This is a genomic window from Pelolinea submarina (genome assembly GCF_003966975.1).
Lineage (GTDB): Bacteria > Chloroflexota > Anaerolineae > Anaerolineales > Anaerolineaceae > Pelolinea > Pelolinea submarina.
The window spans coordinates 2,209,310-2,225,350 of record NZ_AP018437.1 but is presented as its reverse complement, the minus strand read 5'-3'; the positions used below and the strand labels follow the sequence as shown (position 1 = coordinate 2,225,350).

Annotated in this window: 14 protein-coding genes; 12 read left to right on the top strand and 2 right to left on the bottom strand. The window is 46.7% G+C overall.

Annotated elements, in window-relative coordinates:
* Window positions 1-67: 67 nt before the first annotated feature.
* The 6 genes from Pelsub_RS09815 to Pelsub_RS09790 all read left to right on the top strand — a co-directional run bounded on the left by Pelsub_RS09815 (window position 68) and on the right by Pelsub_RS09790 (window position 5,111).
* Complete coding sequence (locus Pelsub_RS09815) at window positions 68-685, top strand: ECF transporter S component (protein ID WP_116223916.1); 618 nt, start codon at window positions 68-70, stop codon at window positions 683-685.
* Window positions 686-852: 167 nt separating this feature from the next.
* Window positions 853-1,644, top strand: coding sequence for an energy-coupling factor transporter transmembrane component T family protein (locus tag Pelsub_RS09810; RefSeq protein WP_158675068.1), 792 nt, complete (start codon window positions 853-855; stop codon window positions 1,642-1,644).
* Window positions 1,645-1,746: 102 nt separating this feature from the next.
* Window positions 1,747-2,589 (top strand): energy-coupling factor ABC transporter ATP-binding protein, encoded by an 843-nt coding sequence (locus Pelsub_RS09805; RefSeq protein ID WP_116223918.1) that lies wholly within the window; start codon window positions 1,747-1,749, stop codon window positions 2,587-2,589.
* A gap of 6 nt (window positions 2,590-2,595) precedes the next feature.
* Window positions 2,596-3,387, top strand: a complete 792-nt coding sequence (locus tag Pelsub_RS09800) for an energy-coupling factor ABC transporter ATP-binding protein (RefSeq protein WP_198418338.1) — start codon at window positions 2,596-2,598, stop codon at window positions 3,385-3,387.
* 67 nt (window positions 3,388-3,454) lie between these two features.
* Window positions 3,455-4,396: a PfkB family carbohydrate kinase gene (locus Pelsub_RS09795; RefSeq protein WP_126440488.1), complete on the top strand. Its 942-nt coding sequence runs from the start codon at window positions 3,455-3,457 to the stop codon at window positions 4,394-4,396.
* A complete protein-coding gene (locus Pelsub_RS09790; protein WP_116223921.1) occupies window positions 4,386-5,111 on the top strand; it encodes a BtpA/SgcQ family protein in 726 nt (241 codons plus the stop codon). Before Pelsub_RS09795 ends, Pelsub_RS09790 begins: the two co-directional genes overlap by 11 nt.
* Window positions 5,112-5,172: 61 nt before the next feature.
* Here the strand turns inward: Pelsub_RS09790 and Pelsub_RS09785 are convergent, their stop codons facing one another.
* Entirely contained in the window at window positions 5,173-6,513 is a 1,341-nt protein-coding gene (locus tag Pelsub_RS09785) for an amidohydrolase family protein (protein ID WP_116223922.1), read from the bottom strand.
* 145 nt (window positions 6,514-6,658) lie between these two features.
* Window positions 6,659-8,611 carry a copper-translocating P-type ATPase gene (locus Pelsub_RS09780; protein ID WP_198418337.1) on the bottom strand — a complete coding sequence of 651 codons (1,953 nt, stop codon included), beginning with the start codon at window positions 8,609-8,611 and terminating at the stop codon, window positions 6,659-6,661.
* Window positions 8,612-8,982: 371 nt separating this feature from the next.
* Here Pelsub_RS09780 and Pelsub_RS09775 point away from each other — a divergent pair, with 371 nt between their 5' ends.
* From Pelsub_RS09775 to Pelsub_RS09750, 6 genes are all read left to right on the top strand, one after another.
* Window positions 8,983-9,990 carry a LacI family DNA-binding transcriptional regulator gene (locus tag Pelsub_RS09775; RefSeq protein WP_116223923.1) on the top strand — a complete coding sequence of 336 codons (1,008 nt, stop codon included), beginning with the start codon at window positions 8,983-8,985 and terminating at the stop codon, window positions 9,988-9,990.
* A 126-nt stretch (window positions 9,991-10,116) separates the two neighbouring features.
* A complete protein-coding gene (locus tag Pelsub_RS09770; RefSeq protein ID WP_198418336.1) occupies window positions 10,117-11,502 on the top strand; it encodes an ABC transporter substrate-binding protein in 1,386 nt (461 codons plus the stop codon).
* Between the two features lie 96 nt (window positions 11,503-11,598).
* Window positions 11,599-12,528, top strand: a complete 930-nt coding sequence (locus Pelsub_RS09765) for a carbohydrate ABC transporter permease (protein WP_116223924.1) — start codon at window positions 11,599-11,601, stop codon at window positions 12,526-12,528.
* Window positions 12,525-13,424, top strand: a complete 900-nt coding sequence (locus Pelsub_RS09760; protein WP_198418335.1) for a carbohydrate ABC transporter permease — start codon at window positions 12,525-12,527, stop codon at window positions 13,422-13,424. Before Pelsub_RS09765 ends, Pelsub_RS09760 begins: the two co-directional genes overlap by 4 nt.
* Window positions 13,425-13,555: 131 nt before the next feature.
* The gene (locus tag Pelsub_RS09755) at window positions 13,556-14,932 is read left to right on the top strand and encodes a glycosyltransferase (RefSeq protein ID WP_116223925.1); all 1,377 of its coding nucleotides are present in this window, start codon (window positions 13,556-13,558) and stop codon (window positions 14,930-14,932) included.
* A complete protein-coding gene (locus Pelsub_RS09750) occupies window positions 14,932-16,035 on the top strand; it encodes an HIT family protein (protein ID WP_116223926.1) in 1,104 nt (367 codons plus the stop codon). The genes Pelsub_RS09755 and Pelsub_RS09750 overlap by 1 nt, the downstream gene beginning before the upstream one ends.
* Window positions 16,036-16,041: the final 6 nt, after the last annotated feature.

Sequence of the window (16,041 nt, the reverse complement as noted above, 5' to 3'; positions counted from 1 at the left end):
TGATGAGCACGAATTGAGCAGAAAATAAGGGAAGCACTAAAAATAAATTAAATAGGAGAATTTATAAATGGCAAATAAAATAAAGATAGATAAGTTATCGTTGTTCCTCATCCCCATCGGTATCGCTGTGAACTTCATCGGCGGCCAAATTGCTCTACTGTTGAAACTCCCGCTTTACCTGGATGCAATTGGCACCATCGTTGTTGGTGCGCTTTGCGGCGTCGTGCCCGGTATCATCGTCGGTCTCGTCTCCAACGTATTGAACTCCATTTCAGATCCCATCACCCTGTTCTACGCAATCCTCAATATTATGTTCGGTATTGCTGCTGCATATTTATCCAAGAAGGGTGTATTCAAGAGTTTTGGGAAGACATTGCTCAGTTCCCTTCTGTTCGCTCTCATCGGCGGCGGTCTGGGCTCTCTCATGACCTGGGTCCTATACGGATTCGACTTCGGAACCGGCACCTCATCCATCTTCGCCATTCCGCTGCACGAAACCTTGGGTTTGCCGAAATTCCTGTCCCAATTCATTGCTGAATTCGGTATGGATATCTTCGACAAAGTACTCACCGTCATCGCTGCTTTCGGTATTCTGCAAGCAATCCCCACTCGTTTCCTCGCCAAGCTGCCGCTGGGTAAAATCTACATCAAAGATGCAGACCTAGCGCTTGAGGACGAAGATTAATTAGAACGTTTTAAAGATAATGCGCTTGCAACGAAAACCGCAAAAATTGCAGTTGGTGGGGCAAGGTATCGCATTCATATTTGAACCGTTTGATCATAATAAGAGCGCACCTTCTATGTGCGCTCTTATTCTATTATCAGAGATTCTCCAAAAAAGGAGTTGTTTTAGTGGACAGTGAATTTATCAATAGTTTTAGAAGTTATCAGAAAACCGGCAATTTTTGGTTGGATTTAAATCCAATAACAAAGCTCAATATTTGTTTGGCTTTTGCTTTTTCTGCACTTATTATGCTTGATTGGCGTTATGGGATTCCCCTCTGTCTTGCCTGCTGCGTAGTGGCTTTACTGGCTGGGAAATTCAAAGTATTTTTTGATATGTACGGTAAAGTTTGTATGATTGTCATTCTGTTTGTAACAATTGTCCGCCAAATCGGTATGCGTACCGGAAATGTTACGCCCTTTATTAATATCTTTGGCTGGCAGTGGTATTTGGAATCTTTCGTGGCGGGTTGGGACCGGATTACATTTATTCTTGGCTTTTCAGGCAGCCTGATCCTATTCTTTGCGACAACCCCCATGCGTGATTTGATGTACTCATTTGAGCAGCTCGGAATGTCCCATGAGAATTCCTTTATCATGCTGGCTTCGATGCAGAACATTATTGACTTGAAAAAAGCTTCAGTCACGATTCTGGAAAGCCAGAAATCGCGTGGAATTGAAACCGACGGAAACATCCTGGTGCGTGCGAAAGCCTTCTTCCCCACATTGGGACCACTCCTACTGGGCGCCATTGCCAGCACGGAAGAAAAAGCAATTGCGATGGATGCGCGCGCTTTTTCAGTGAAACGTAAGCATACTTTTTTACGTGAACTTGCTCCGGCAAGTACAACGCAGAAAACCCTCAGTATTGCTGCCTGGGTTTTTTGTGCCGCGACGCTGGTCTTCAGGTTTATCCGATGACCGAAAAACAATTAACGGGAAAATTATTGAACCGGACTATGGCAGGGCTGCAAGCTGGTTCAGCTTCACGCACAATTGGTTTAAGAAAACAGCGGAGATAACATGGCAAAAATTGAATTGAATGATGTTTCTTATAAATATCCATATACAAAAAATCAAGCCCTTCGAAAGATTTCCTATAATTTCGAATCGGGAAAATTTTACGGCATTATCGGTGAAAACGGCGGCGGGAAGACGACTTTATGTAATTTGATCCGTGGGTTGGTACCTCATTTCTATAAAGGTAAACTTAAGGGCGATGTCCTGGTCGACGGCACTGATATCCGCGACTGGAACCTGGATGAACTCTCCGCGCAAATCGGGTATGTTTTCCAAAACCCATTCACGCAAATCAGCGGTATCAAAGAAACCGTTTTTGAAGAGGTGGCATTAGGGTTGGAAAACCTGGGTGTTCCCAAAGAAGAAATCATTGAGAAAGTCACGAACGTCTGCAAGCTTCTAAAAATTGATGACCTGATTGAAAATAATCCGAATGAACTTTCCGGAGGCCAGCGTCAGCGTGTCGCTTTCGCCTCGATCATTTCGATGGAAACGGAAATGCTTATTATTGATGAACCCACTTCCCAGCTGGATCCGGAAGGAACCCGAGATGTCTTTGGGATTATCAAGACTCTAAAAGAGTCCAACAAGACTATTATTCTGGTGGAACACAAGATTGATATGATCGCAGAATATTGCGATGAAATCCTTGTAATGAGCAAGGGAAGCATTGCCTTCTCGGGCCCGACACATGAAATCTTGAGCAATCCGGAAATTATGGAATACGGCGCGATGATGCCGCAGAGCGCGATTTTTGGCCATGCGATGGCTGATGCCGGCAAACCGCTCGCGCGAATTCCAATTACCTTGTCTGAAGCAGTTCCCCTTGTAAAGGATCGGAGATAGAGAATAATGGCTATTGAAATAAAGAATGCAAGCTATGCATATCCCAACGGCTTTATGGCTGTTGAAAACATCAGTATTACTATCAAGGAAGGTGAACGGGTCGCGATCGTTGGACAAAATGGCGCCGGTAAAACAACCGCAGTCAAGATGATGAACGGCTTGAATAAACCCTGCGCGGGGGATGTTATTGTCGATGGAATTAACACAAAAGACCAGACGACGGCTTCCATATCGAGAATGGTCGGTTACGTTTTCCAAAATCCGGACGATCAGATCTTTAACAATTCGGTCAAGGCAGAAATTGAATATATGCCGCGTTATTTTAAATTGTCCGAGAAGGAAATTGAAAAACGCGTGAACCATGCGGTGGAGCTTTCCGGTGTTGAGGAGTATTTGGATATCAATCCATATGACCTGCCTTATCCAATCCGAAAATTTGTAGCAATTGCTGCAGTAATTGCCTCCGAACCACGCTATATTATCCTGGATGAACCCACGGCGGGGCAGGATAAATTCGGTTTGGATATCCTTTCAAGCATGATTACCAGTTTACAAAATGAAGGCGTGGCGGTGTTAACAATCACGCACGATATGGAATTCGCGGTAAACAATTTCCAACGCATTGTGGCTATGGCACATAAGAATATCCTGGCCGATGGAACTGCCAAGGAAATTTTCTGGAACGAAGCAGTTGTTGCGGATGCCAGAATCAAGAAACCACAGATTGGTGAACTGGCTAAAATGCTTTCCCTGGAAGGGGAAATCCTATTCTGTGATGAGCTGGTTGCAAAGCTTTAAAACAGCCGGTGAAATTATCTATTAATCAATAAGTCAATTACCAGATGATTGCGAAAGGTATTTTACGTTGAAATACTTAGTCACAGGCTGTACGTTATTAAATGATATGAACTATGCGGACGGCAGCAAAGCCGAGGGATTCCTGGGCGGCACGATCTACACTGTTGCCGGCGTCAAACCCTACAGCGATGACGTCCTTTTCATCACGACCGCCGGTCCGGATTTTGACCAATATTTCGGTGATTACTACCGGAAAAATGGCCTTTCAATGGATGGCGTTCAATTTGTACTTCCCAAGACAGAATATAGAATCCTGGACTATGCCGCGGATGGGCGTTGGTGGGAGTATTCCAAGTACGGAGAAGACTTCGACAAAGAATGGGGACTGGCCGCGCTGGTCAAAACTGATTTTGTAACAAAATACTCCAATGAGGAAACACTTGGGATTTATTTTGAATCGGGCGTAAGAGAATCAGTTTGGCAGGGATTGGCTGAAATCCGAAAAGCCGCGCCCAATGCCAGGATCATGTGGGAAATACCAACCTACGATATTGATAATCCTGAAGTGAAGGACGAGATTGGCGCGCTGATCGAGAATGTAGACATCTATTCCCTAAATTTACCTGAATCAATGACATATTTCGGCACAAAAACTGAAGAAGAGTCTATACAAGCGATAAAGGATTTAGACAAACCCTGCTTTTTCCGGGTGGGGACCAAGGGTGCATATATGATCCAGGATGGAAAAGCCTGGTTCGCACCGGCCAACGGGGTTGAGAAAAGCGTGGATGCTACCGGTTGCGGAAATTGTTCCACCGGTACAGCCATGTACGGATTTTGCGAAGGACTGCATCCATTGAAAACAGTCATTCTGGCAAACCTGGCCGCAGCGCTTAACGCGCTGCAGTTTGGGCCGTACCCGCAGTTTACGGAAGAGCTGAGAATGGAACTTCTTGCGAAGGCTGATACGACTTTTAAGCAGCTAATGGAGGACGCTAATGTTTCTTGATTTGTTTAACAATGCAAAGCCGGTCATGGCTATGCTTCATTTAAAAGGTGACAATCCAGAAGAGCGATTGGAAAGGGCAGTCGTGGAAGCGGATATCTATGCCCGCTGTGGTGTAGATGCCATGATTGTCGAAGATTACTATGGGGACGTGAATGATGTAGAGAAAGCACTGGCGTATCTGTCAAAAGAAAGGCCGGATTATATTTTAGGGGTTAATGTGCTCGACAAATTCGCCAAAAGCTACGAGCTGGCTTTGGAATACGGTGCAAAATTTATGCAAGTGGACTCGATTTGCGGTCACCTGGAAGTCACAGACGAACCAGCTTACTTCGAAATGATTGACGGTTACCGTAGGGATAAGAAGATTGCAGTCATTGGCGGTGTCAGATTTAAATACCAGCCGTATCTTTCCAACCGCAGCTTGAAAGAAGACCTCGAAATTGGTATGATGCACTGCGACGCGATTGCCGTAACAGGCGCCGGAACGGGTGTGGATACCGACACGCAAAAGATTAGCGAGTTCCGTGAAATCATGGGAGATTTTCCCCTGGTGGTCGCGGCCGGTATGACCAAAGACAACATCAAGGAAAAATTGTCTATCGGCGATGCTGCTATTGTGGGCAGCACTTTCAAGGACACACGCAAAGATACCGGAGATGTCCTGGCTGCGCACGTGGAAGAGTTCATGGACGAATTACGCCGCTGTTTTCGTTGAGTCGAAATTATTAACCAAAAAAAGAAAAAGCCAGACCCGCAAATCGGTCTGGCTTTTATAATTAACTCTTATAGAGCGCTAAATCTCCCACGCCAACGCGGTGCGAGAAACCATCGCGGCTGACCAGGCAGCCGGCTGAAAACCCCTCGCGGATAAGGTTGCCTTCAAAAGCTACCGGCAAGCCGTTTACAATGGTGTAAATAGCGCTTTGGCTGAGCGAGTCTGCCACGGTGACGTTGGCGAGAGCGCCTTTACCCAGGTGGCCAAGATTATCTTCAAAAAATGGATTGCCTGTACGTTTCGATAGCAGCTGGACAGGATTCCAAGTCAGTGCGGCAACTGCATCGATCAGTGGAAGTATTCCTAATTTCTCCAATGTAAAAATGCTGGGAAGGTTGTCGGCAGTGTTGCCAAACCCTTTCATGGTAGAACCGCTTTGTCCATCCGAGATAATGACCTTTACCTTGCCGTCCTGTAGAGCGCGGTAAGCCAATTCCTGCGCTTTTGGGGCGAGCTTCAACCCGTCGCGCCGGCCGCGGTTGGGAAGCAGCATGGAGGATACAAATTCCGCGGTGATGTTCTCCCCATCTACCAGGGATAAAACCTCCCGCATCCCTTCAACACCATCAGCATGTGTCCCGCAACCAGCGGCAGTCGCGTGGGCCAGATGAAGCGGCCTGCCTTTGGAGAGGCCCACCATTCGCGTGGCATGTTCGGGATCCTGGGTGTGGGACATGTAAATCAGGCCGGCTTTTGAAGTAATTGTAAAAAGTGAATCGATAGCTTCGTCGGACATGATGAAGTGACCCATGTGGTCTTTGATTCCCACAGTCAGGTGCGCGGTTGAATTGGTGATCGCGTTTCTGGTCATTTTTTGTGACATCGTTCCATCGTCCAGTTCCTTCCGGAACAAAGCTATCAGTTGATTGGCATCCAGCTGAGTACTCAGGACTGCTGCTGCACCGAGATATACCCCAACATTCAGCGGCAGCCCACGGTCGACTTCGGCGCCAAGCAGTGAGGGAGCCATGAAGGTGTTGCCCGCGCCGGGGGACAATCCAAGTGTGACGCCGTCCACGGCCGCTTTGAACAGCGGGCTTTCGTAAATGTCGAACAGGTCGCCAAGGTGTAAGTGCATGTCCACCAATCCGGGCATTACAACTAAACCGGCACAATCGAGAACTCTGTCAGATTTATTTGCCGGAATATTTTCGGATACTTCAATAACGCGGCCATCCTGGATAGCAACATCCATCACCCGGTCGAGCTTGTTTTGAGGATCAACCAAGCGTCCGCCGGTAAGCAACAATTTTCCGGGGTTATTATTTGCGGGGAATTCCGTGGAAAAGGAATATTTTAATTTCGCTATGCTATTGATGGGTTTTTGGTATGCATATGTCATGGCGCTCCAGTAATATAGAAATAATAATGTGCATTATACGATATGGATACATGGGAAAAAGAAAAATCTCCGCATCCATAGCAATTAATGCGGAGATTAATTAATACAAATCAACAAACAGGTATTGGTGAGTTATACATTGATTTTATGTTGAGACCGATAGCTTGGTACGCCTCAAGAGTTGTGCGTTAATGGCTACAATAACCGTGCTGAGAGACATAAATAAGGCGCCCACGGCAGGGGAGAGCAAAAAACCTATTGGCGCCAGTACGCCGGCGGCCAACGGCAGTGCAACCAGGTTGTAGGCAGTTGCCCAGATAAGATTCTGCACCATCTTGCGGTAACTGGCTTTACTCAGAGTAAAGATCTTAATGACATCCAGAGGATTGTTCTTGACCAGGATCAACCCGGCAGATTCAACTGCCACATCGGTACCGCTGCCGATGGCAATGCCAACATCAGCGCGTGTCAGGGCCGGCGCGTCATTGACACCATCCCCGACCATGGCAACCAGCTTGCCCTGTTCTTGAAGTCTCTGGACCATTTTATCCTTGTCTTTCGGTAGAACCTCGGCAAAAAACTCATCGATGTTTAATTCTTTGGCGACAGATTGAGCCACTTGTTGACTATCACCGGTTAACATGACCACTTCGATACCCATTTGGTGTAGTTGATCAACTGCAGAACGACTTTCCGCGCGGATTTCATCCGCCAGTGCAAACGAAGCGATGACCTGATTATCTTGGATAAGATGGACTACGCTTTGGCCTTGCATATTTGCATGGTCAGAAAACTTTTTGAGCGATTCCGGAAGGGTTAGCTGCAACATTTCCAGTAAGCGCGGGCCGCCGACGTAAACAACTGAATCCCTGTATTTCGCTTGGGCTCCCCGGCCTTTGATGGCTTCGAATCCACTGATGTGCGGCAGAGAAAGCTCCTGGGCTTGGGCCTTATCGCGAATTGCGCGTGCGATGGTATGTTCTGAGTCTTCCTCAATCGCGGCAGCCAGTGCCAGTACCTCTTTTCCATTGTGTTCTTTCACAAAATCCAGATCAACAATACCGAATTGGCCCTTGGTCAATGTGCCGGTCTTGTCGAAGATGACCGTGTCTACTTTACGAGCCTTTTCCATAGAAAGACGATCCCTGACCAAAATGCCGTTACTGGCGCCCATGGAAGTAGTGATGGCAACTACCAGCGGAACAGCCAGTCCTAAAGCATGCGGGCAGGCAATTACCAACACAGTAGCCACCCGTTCGATAACAGATACATTGAATCCGATGGCAATCACCCAAGCAATAGCTGTGATTAGCGCCACAGTGAGGGCAAGATAAAACAACCAACCGGCAGCTTTATCCGCCAAGATTTGGGTGTTGGATTTGCTTTTTTGAGCTTCCTTGACCAGTTTCATAATACCCGCCAAGGCAGTCTCTTCACCGATGGCTGTGATACGGACATGCAAGCTACCATCGCCATTGATCGTACCGCCCAGCACTGGATCATCCTTTTCCTTGTGAACCGGTTGAGATTCACCGGTAATCATGGACTCGTTGACATTGGAGCTCCCTTCAATGACCTCACCATCGGCGGGGACGGAGGAACCAGGTCGTACCAATACAATATCTCCCTTGCGCAGTTCAGATATCGCCATCGTTTTGAATTCACCATCCGGTTGGATGCGTTCGGCAGTATCCGGCATCAATTTTGCCAATTCGTTCAGAGCCCCGGAGGCCTGGCGAATACTGCGCATTTCGATCCAGTGGCCTAAGAGCATGATATCGATTAGGGTGACCAACTCCCAAAAGAAAGTCACTCCCAGGGAAAAAAGTTGCGCTGCCAGGCTATATACGAATGACACGATGATTGCAAGAGAGATGAGGGTCATCATCCCTGGTTTGCGATTCCTGATTTCCGGGATGGCCATTTTGATAAATGGAATACCACCATAGAAAAAGACCGCAATCGCGAAGAGAGGAGTGATCCATGCTGACCCTGGAAAACTGCCCAGGCTATAACCCAGAAAACTTTGGATGGCTTTACTGAAAACCAATACCGGAATAGAGATCAAGGTACTGATGAAGAACCTTTTGCGGAACATCTGCTCGTGCCCCGAATGATTTACTGACGCCTCATGTTTCCCATGAGCGTGACCATTATTCGCTTCTGAATGTTTTTGTGATGTTTGATCATGATGATCTCGATGATCATTCATGTTGTGCGTGTCGTGCTGGGTGTGCTCCATCTATTCCTTTCTATTTGGCAATTACACGAAAAATAATTAGATCTATATAACTATGTTAAAGGAAAAGATTATTGGGAAACCTTAGAAAAAAGTAAGAAGTCGTGAATGAGTTTAGAAATATAAAAGTGAAAATAACCTTAAAAATTGCCGGGAATTATTGACACGTATAAAATAAAATGCTAAACTAAAAAATGTAAGCGATATTATGAAAGCCCTTACAATTAATTATGAAAACTACTGAAAATACAAAAACGATTTACGATGTCGCAAAAAATGCGGGGGTTTCTATTGCTACTGTGTCACGCGTGTTGAATGCCCCCGACCAGGTGAGTCCCAAAACACGTGCGAAGGTTTTGGCAGCGATTGACGCGCTGGATTTTATGCCAAAGGTGGATGCACGTGAAAGGGCGCGCAAGGAAATTGGCCGGATTGGTGTAATCACACCCTTCTTTACCCTGCCTTCATTCTCCCAACGCTTACGTGGTATCGCCGCCGCATTAGTTAGTTCCCCCTATGATTTGACCATTTACCCGGTTGACTCAACTGCGCGCCTTGAAAGTTACTATACTGTACTGCCGTACTCGAAGCAGGTAGACGGGTTGATTATCGTTTCACTGCCTATTGATTCTTTGGCGCTCAAACGCCTGCAGCAAAGTGAAATACCGATTTTATTTGTTGAAAATCACATACCGAATTTTTCCAGTTTGGAAATCGATAACGCCGAAGGGGGACGCATGGCTGCGGAACATTTTATCCAAAAAGGGCACTCCCGCTGCGCGTATGTGGGAGATAGCGTTACACCGGAATACACGCTCAGCCCTGAGGATATCCGCCTGGAAGGGTACCGCAAGACCTTGATGGAAAACGGTTTGGTATTGCCGGAAGAATATATCAAATTACCGGTTTTCCCTCCGCGCGATCCGGATAAACAAGTCCATGAATTATTGGATTTGCCCAATCCACCAACTGCGATCTTTGCCGCAACTGATGATTTGGCGCTGCGTGTGTTGAAGATCGCACAAAAAAGAGAGGTGAGCATTCCGGATGAATTGGCGATTATTGGCTTTGATGATATTGATATCGCTGAGTACCTGGAATTAACCACGATTAGTCAATCACTATTCGAGAGTGGAAAGTTGGCCGCGGAACACTTAATGGCGCAAATGGCAAATCCCACACGATTGGTCGAGAACATTTTTACCCAACTTAAATTGATTGAACGAAGTACAACCTGAGAAATTATCCACTTAAGATATCTCGGTTATTTATGATTTTGAACACAGGATGAGGAGGTGAAAAGGGAAGGGAGTAGAAAGATATTTCATAAGTCACAAAAAGGCAGAAAAAAATAGGAGAAAAAAATGAAGAAAAATAAGTGGTATATGCTCATCTCGCTCTTTGCCGTAATTTCCATGGTAATGGTATCTTGCGGTGGCGGCGCTGACACAGCCCAGGCAGAGGCTCCCGCAGCGGAAGATGCAGCAGTTGAAGAACCGGCAGCAGAAGAACCCGCGGCAGCCGATGCTGCTGCGGAGCCGGTTACGGTCGATGTATGGTTCCATTCCGGTAAAGGCGAAGAACGCGAAGTTCTGGACGCCCAAGTGACCGCTTTCAATGAAATGCAGAGTGATGTACAAATAAATGCCATCCTGTTACCGGAAGGTTCATATAACGATCAGGTGAACGCAGCCGCCCTGTCGGGTGATTTACCGTGTTTGCTGGATTTCGATGGCCCGTTCCTGTACAACTATGCTTGGGCCGGCTATATGCGTCCTTTGGATGACCTGGTGCCCGCTGATGTGAAAGCCGATTTCCTACCCTCCATCATTGCCCAGGGCACGTATGGGGGAAAACTGTACTCCTTGGGAACCTTTGACTCCGGTTTGGCGATTTGGGGTAACAAAGCCTATTTAGATGAAGCCGGCGTGCGCATCCCGACCAGCATCGATGATGCCTGGACGATGGAGGAATTCACCGACGCGTTGCAGAAATTGAACGCGTTGGATCAGGTTGACTACGCAATCGACTTCAAACTGAATTATGGACCGGATGATGAGTGGAACACCTATGGGTTTGCCCCCATTATCCAATCCTTCGGCGGCGATTTAATTGACCGCACCGATTACCAGAGTGCCGATGGTGTTCTGAATGGACCTGAATCGGTAGCAGCGCTGGAATGGTTCCAGAGCTTGTTCACAGACGGCTATGCTAATCCCAGCCCGGCCGGCGACGATGATTTCTATGGCAGCAAGGTTGCTGCGCTCTCCTGGGTGGGCCACTGGATGTACGGACCGCACACCGAGGGTTTGGGCGACGATGCTGTGTTGATCCCTATGCCAATTCTGGGCGACAAGGCAGTGACCGGTATGGGTTCCTGGAACTGGGGTATTACCTCCACTTGTGAAAACCCCGAAGCAGCTTACACTTTCCTGAGCTATCTGATTGAGCCGGACGAAATCTTGCACATGACCAATGCCAATGGTGCAGTACCTGCTCGCAAGAGCGCAATTGCCAAATCCGAGCTCTTTGGTGAAGGCGGCAAGTTGAACATTTTCGTACAGCAGTTAGAGAACGGCGTGGCTGTTGAACGCCCGACCACACCTGCGTACCCGGTGATCACCTCGGCCTTCCGCACGGCGATTTGGAACATCATTGCCGGCGCAGACGTGCAAACCGAACTTGATAAAGCTGTCGTGACGATTGATCAGGACATTCAGGATAACAACGGTTATCCGCTGCCTGAATAAAACAACAAAAACTGAGGTTATTTTCCTCAATTGTTAGAAGAGTAGAGGGGCCGTAACATAAACGGCCCCTCTGCAAAAAAGGATCGGAGGAAAGCGATGATAGGGCAAAAACAAATCCAGCCGACCATTCCCAAATATAGGCGTAAAGAATCCCTGACGGCCTGGTTATTTTCAACCCCAGCAATTATCCTGCTTACATTATTCCTGCTTGTGCCCTTTGTTTGGGCGATATGGTTATCTTTCACCAACCAGCGTTTGATCCCGAATCCGAACTTACCGACGGAATTTGTCGGGCTGCGTAATTACATCCGTATTTTTCAGGATGACACTTTTAAACGCGGGTTATTAAACAACTTTTATTTCATCGCAGTAGTTGTTCCGATCCAAACCTCCCTGGCGCTGGTATTGGCAATGTTGATCAACCAACAGCTCAAAGGCATGAATATTTTCCGAACCATCTATTTCGGACCCGTGGTAACCGCTATGACGGTGGTATCCATTGTTTGGACGCTGCTCTACAATCCGGGAGAGGGATTGATCAATGCCTTTCTACAGGCGATTAGTTTCGGGAAATTGGGACCGTACAACTGGCTGATGGATACAAAACTGGTTTTCCCCGCAATTATGCTGCTTTCCATCTGGCAGGGGGTGGGTTTCCAAATGGTGATCTATCTGGCCGGTTTACAGGAGATTCCACATTCGTTGTATGAGGCGGCACAAGTGGACGGCGCAAATAGCTGGCAGCAATTCAAGAACATCACTTTACCGCAATTGCGCAATACTACTATTTTTGTAGTGCTCTCCACAACCATCATGGCATTCAAATTATTTGACCAGGTCCAGGTCATGACCAACGGCGGCCCACAGAACGCATCGATGACCACCATGGTATATGTGGTGGAAATGGGGTGGGGTCAATTGAAGGTTGGGTATGCTTCCGCGATCAGCATTGTGTTCTTTATCATCGTGCTGTTTGTATCGCTGATCCAACGGTACCTTACCCGAGAGAAAGGAAGTGCGGCATGAACATGGATCAAGGCAAAACCTCGCGGCATAGTATTAAAAAGGTAAAACGCCTAAAGAAATGGTTGACCTACCTGGTAATGTCGCTGCTCGCGATCTTCTTTATGTTCCCTATTGTCTTTATGTTAATGTCTTCGATCAAGAATAATGAATATCAAGTCGTAACCGATATGAGTTCCCTCCGGGCTTTTCTTCCGGTTGGGGAATTGGGGTTTCAGAATTATAAAGATGTGTTTACTTCTCAGCATTTTGGGCATGTGATGTTCAACTCCGTGTTTATTATGATAACCACTGTCGTTATCGGTTTATTCGTAAACAGCATGATTGCTTATGCCCTGGCGCGACTGAGATTTAAAGGAAAGACATTCCTGCTCTCGTCGATTATTTCCCTGATCATCATTCCGTTTGAATCAGTTGCCATTCCTTTGTTGGTGATGGTCAATCACTTGCCCTGGTTTGGCGGCGAGACATCCTGGCTGGATTCTTATCATGTGCAAATCATTCCCTTTATCGCAGATGCTTTTTCCATCTTCTTGTTTTATCAATTCTTTATCGATATCCCCAAAGACCTGGAAGAAGCCGCGCTAATCGATGGGGCCAGCCACTTCGGAATTTACTGGAAGATAGTCCTGCCGCTTTCCAAACCTATTTTTGCTACAGTAGCAATTCTGCAAGCATTGAATAGCTGGAATCGTTTTATGTGGCCGCTCATGGTTACACGCGGTACAGACGTAAGGCCTTTGACCGTCGGCATCCAATCTTATTTCGGCCAGGATCCGCGGCTTTGGGGTGATTTGATGGCATTCGCTTCACTGATTACAATCCCGGTACTGATCGTATTCTTGTTGTTCCAGAAATGGTTTGTCCGCAGTGTCGCTTCTACCGGCATCAAGGGTTAAATACTCCGGACTATAGACGCAAATAGTAATATTCGCCGACCTTCTGCTACGTAATAAAAAACACCAGGCGCGTATTTAAAATAACGCCGACTCCGGGAAGGAAGTAAAAAAACAATTTGGAAGAATTAATTATGAAATTCGCTGAGGAATTCAAGAAATCTACACGGGCTCACATCCTGATGATTACCAATCACGGTATGCACCACTGGAACATTATCCCAGGGCTACCGGATACCGGCGGGCAAAATGTGTTCGTCAACGAATTCAGCGATGCATTGGCGAATCAGGGATACCGGATTACGATTATTAATCGGGGCGGGTACGCAAACCCCGTCAGCGGAGAAATGCGCAAAGGTATATTGTATAAGGATGAAAATCAGCGCATTATGTATTTGGAAGACGGCCGAGGTGAATTCATCAGCAAAGAAGATATGGATGCTCAAATGCCTGCTTTGCTGGAAAATTTGAAACAACAGCTTAAGGAAGAGGGGAGTAAGGTCGACGTTATCATTTCGCATTATTGGGATGGCGCGAAACTGGGAATTCTGTACAACCAAACCCTGTCAAAAAAAAAGACGCATATCTGGGTGCCGCATTCCCTGGGTGACGTGAAGAAACGCAATATCAATTCAACCGAATGGGACAAATTGCGCATAGACAATCGTATTGATAATGAAATATCGATTATCCAAGAAGTAGACCAAATTGCTTCCACTTCCAGCATTATTGAGCAGTCACTAAAAAATGATTATGGATTTACAGGCAAAATGCTTTTTCTGCCGCCATGCGTAAATTCTGAACGATATTGTCCCCATAAAATAGCAGACGACCATCCCGTTTGGGAATTCTTAGAGCACCATGGACAGATGAAAGCGGAGGAAATCCGAACTAGCCGGATTATTACCGAAATCAGCCGCACCGACAGCACCAAACGCAAGGATGTATTGATAAAGGCTTTTACGCAGGTGCAGCAGGAGTTTAAGAATACGGTTTTGGTGTTAACCATAGACCGGCAGAATAGCCAATTATATGAAAAGTTGCAGCACCTGATCCATGCATCCGGCATTCAAGACCACGTTATCGTGCTGGGGTCGGTATGGGATGAATTGCCCGATATTTATGCCATCACGGATATTTACTGTACGCCTTCGGTAATGGAAGGATTTGGCATGACATCCCAGGAAGCAGCGGCAACGCGTGTTCCGGTAATTTCCAGCGACCTGGTCCCATTTGTCACAGAATACCTGCTGGGGGATAATGTGAAAGCACTCATAGTGAATGGGGATGAGACTCAAGTCAAAAAAGGAACTGGTGCGTTGGTGGTACCGGCGGATGATATTGATGGTTTTGCGATGGCGTTAAAGTGGCTGCTTTCAAATGAAGAAATCAGAAAAGAAATGGGAGAGGCTGCTTATAAAATTACAATACCTTATTTCACCTGGAAGAACATCGTAAATGCATTTTTAACAGAAAGCGGTGTGAATGCCTACCCGGAGAGGAATGACTGATGCCTACAAAACTGACCCGCGAATTACTGGAAAAGCTGGTACAAGCTGAACAAATTGAAAGCCTTAGCCCCGAACAAATCAGGGAGTTCTTTACAGGGGAGCCTGAAATCCGTAATTATGCACCCGATGGGATTTGTCAAACCGACCCGCGCAATGGAGATCGGATTGTCTATAATTCTGCCCGCGCCCAACGGCCGCATGACAATGCCAGCGAAAATAGTAATCCAAAAAACGGGGCGAAAGAACAAACGTGCCTGATTTGTGAGGGATTGACCACAAAGATCCTGGACGTGGCAGATTTGAGCGAAGGGTTTACATTTATTAATAAAAACCTTTTCCCGATTTTCTACCCTGAAGCAACCAACCATCTGAAGGGCGATTTCAACCCGGCACTATCCGGAGAAGCTGCGGCGGGCTGTCATTTCCTGCAGTGGACTTCGTCATTTCATGAAAATGACTGGCAAAATATGCCCTTGGAAGACCGGGTGATTGTTTTGCAGCGATTGGCGGCATTGGAAAACAAATTATTGGAACAATCAGGCCAATATGTATCCATCATTAAAAATTATGGACGTTTGGTGGGCGGTTCACTCTCGCATGGGCACCAACAGATCGGGGTCAGCAATATCCTGCCCAACCGTATACGACAGGACCAACAATTTGCTGAAGCGAATGGAGAGGGTTTCTCATCTTATATGCGGCGAGAAAATCCAAAGGAATTATTAATCAAGGATTACGGAACGGCTGTGCTGATCACGCCTTATTTCATGCGCCGGCCATACGACATGCAGTTATTACTAAAAGATGATGCAAAATCTCATCTTTTTGAGTTATCGCATGAAGAACAAAGAGCTGTGGCGGACGGTTGGCGGGATGCCATTCGCATCATGCTGACCATCATGCCCAAGATTGGTAAGGAAACAGCCTACAACGTGACCACTCACAATGGAGACGGCAGCGGATTGTATTTTGAATTCCTTCCCTATACCCAGGAAATGGGCGGTTTTGAACATTTGAGTTTGTTTCTATGCCAGGGCAATCCAATCGTTTCAGCGCAGACTGCGCGGGAAATCCTTTCAAGTTACGGAAAAGATGAAGGTTAGCATATT

Excerpts from the sequence above, each read along its gene's own strand:
- Pelsub_RS09815 (WP_116223916.1), top strand. The coding sequence starts at position 68 with ATGGCAAATAAAATAAAGATAGATAAGTTATCGTTGTTCCTCATCCCC.
- Pelsub_RS09805 (WP_116223918.1), top strand. The coding sequence starts at position 1,747 with ATGGCAAAAATTGAATTGAATGATGTTTCTTATAAATATCCATATACA.
- Pelsub_RS09800 (WP_198418338.1), top strand. The coding sequence starts at position 2,596 with ATGGCTATTGAAATAAAGAATGCAAGCTATGCATATCCCAACGGCTTT.
- Pelsub_RS09790 (WP_116223921.1), top strand. The coding sequence starts at position 4,386 with ATGTTTCTTGATTTGTTTAACAATGCAAAGCCGGTCATGGCTATGCTT.
- Pelsub_RS09785 (WP_116223922.1), bottom strand. The coding sequence starts at position 6,513 with ATGACATATGCATACCAAAAACCCATCAATAGCATAGCGAAATTAAAA.
- Pelsub_RS09780 (WP_198418337.1), bottom strand. The coding sequence starts at position 8,611 with ATGTTCCGCAAAAGGTTCTTCATCAGTACCTTGATCTCTATTCCGGTA.
- Pelsub_RS09775 (WP_116223923.1), top strand. The coding sequence starts at position 8,983 with ATGAAAACTACTGAAAATACAAAAACGATTTACGATGTCGCAAAAAAT.
- Pelsub_RS09770 (WP_198418336.1), top strand. The coding sequence starts at position 10,117 with ATGAAGAAAAATAAGTGGTATATGCTCATCTCGCTCTTTGCCGTAATT.
- Pelsub_RS09765 (WP_116223924.1), top strand. The coding sequence starts at position 11,599 with ATGATAGGGCAAAAACAAATCCAGCCGACCATTCCCAAATATAGGCGT.
- Pelsub_RS09760 (WP_198418335.1), top strand. The coding sequence starts at position 12,525 with ATGAACATGGATCAAGGCAAAACCTCGCGGCATAGTATTAAAAAGGTA.
- Pelsub_RS09755 (WP_116223925.1), top strand. The coding sequence starts at position 13,556 with ATGAAATTCGCTGAGGAATTCAAGAAATCTACACGGGCTCACATCCTG.
- Pelsub_RS09750 (WP_116223926.1), top strand. The coding sequence starts at position 14,932 with ATGCCTACAAAACTGACCCGCGAATTACTGGAAAAGCTGGTACAAGCT.